Origin of the sequence: Massilimicrobiota sp. An80, from assembly GCF_002159255.1 — a bacterium.
Lineage (GTDB): Bacteria > Bacillota_I > Bacilli_A > Erysipelotrichales > Coprobacillaceae > Allocoprobacillus > Allocoprobacillus merdigallinarum.
Genome location: NZ_NFHI01000126.1, coordinates 1 through 591, shown reverse-complemented (window position 1 = coordinate 591; position 591 = coordinate 1). Strand labels below are relative to the sequence as shown.

1 protein-coding gene is annotated in these 591 nt (G+C 31.6%); it reads left to right on the top strand.

Annotated features, from left to right (window positions below; all coding sequences use genetic code 11):
• The coding region (locus B5G32_RS13610; RefSeq protein WP_162606825.1) for an IS1/IS1595 family N-terminal zinc-binding domain-containing protein at window positions 1–591 on the top strand (591 nt) is incomplete at both ends.

The following is a 591-nucleotide window of genomic DNA, read 5'->3' as shown; positions in this document are numbered from 1 at the left end:
TGATTTGCTTAATTCCTATGAAGTGACATGTTGCAAAAGATGTGCCTCCACTGATTTTAAGAAAAAAGGCTTTACCAAAAATGGTATTCAAAGATATTATTGCAACATCTGCAAGAGATATTTTAATGTCCTTACAGGAACTATGTTTGATAATCACAAGATTGCAATATCCGAATGGATTGAATTCTGTTTGGGTATTTTCAGATATGAGAGTATCAATTTAACTTCCAAGAACAACAAAAACAGCTTTACAACATCAAAATATTGGCTATATAAACTCTTTTATATTATTGAAGACATGCAAGATGATATCGTACTTGAAGGTAATGTCTATATCGATGAAACATTCTATCCTGTTGTCGAATCTGATAAAACTGTTAAAGATGGCAAAAAACTAAGAGGATTATCAAAAGACCAAATATGCATCGGCATCGCATATGATGGCAATCATGTTTATGCTCATGTTGAGGGATTTGGAAAAACATGCCAAAAGAAAACAAAGGACACATTCATAAATCATATTAAGCCTGGATCGCATCTTATACATGACAAAGAAAAAAGTCATAAGATTCTGATAAAAGAATTGAAACT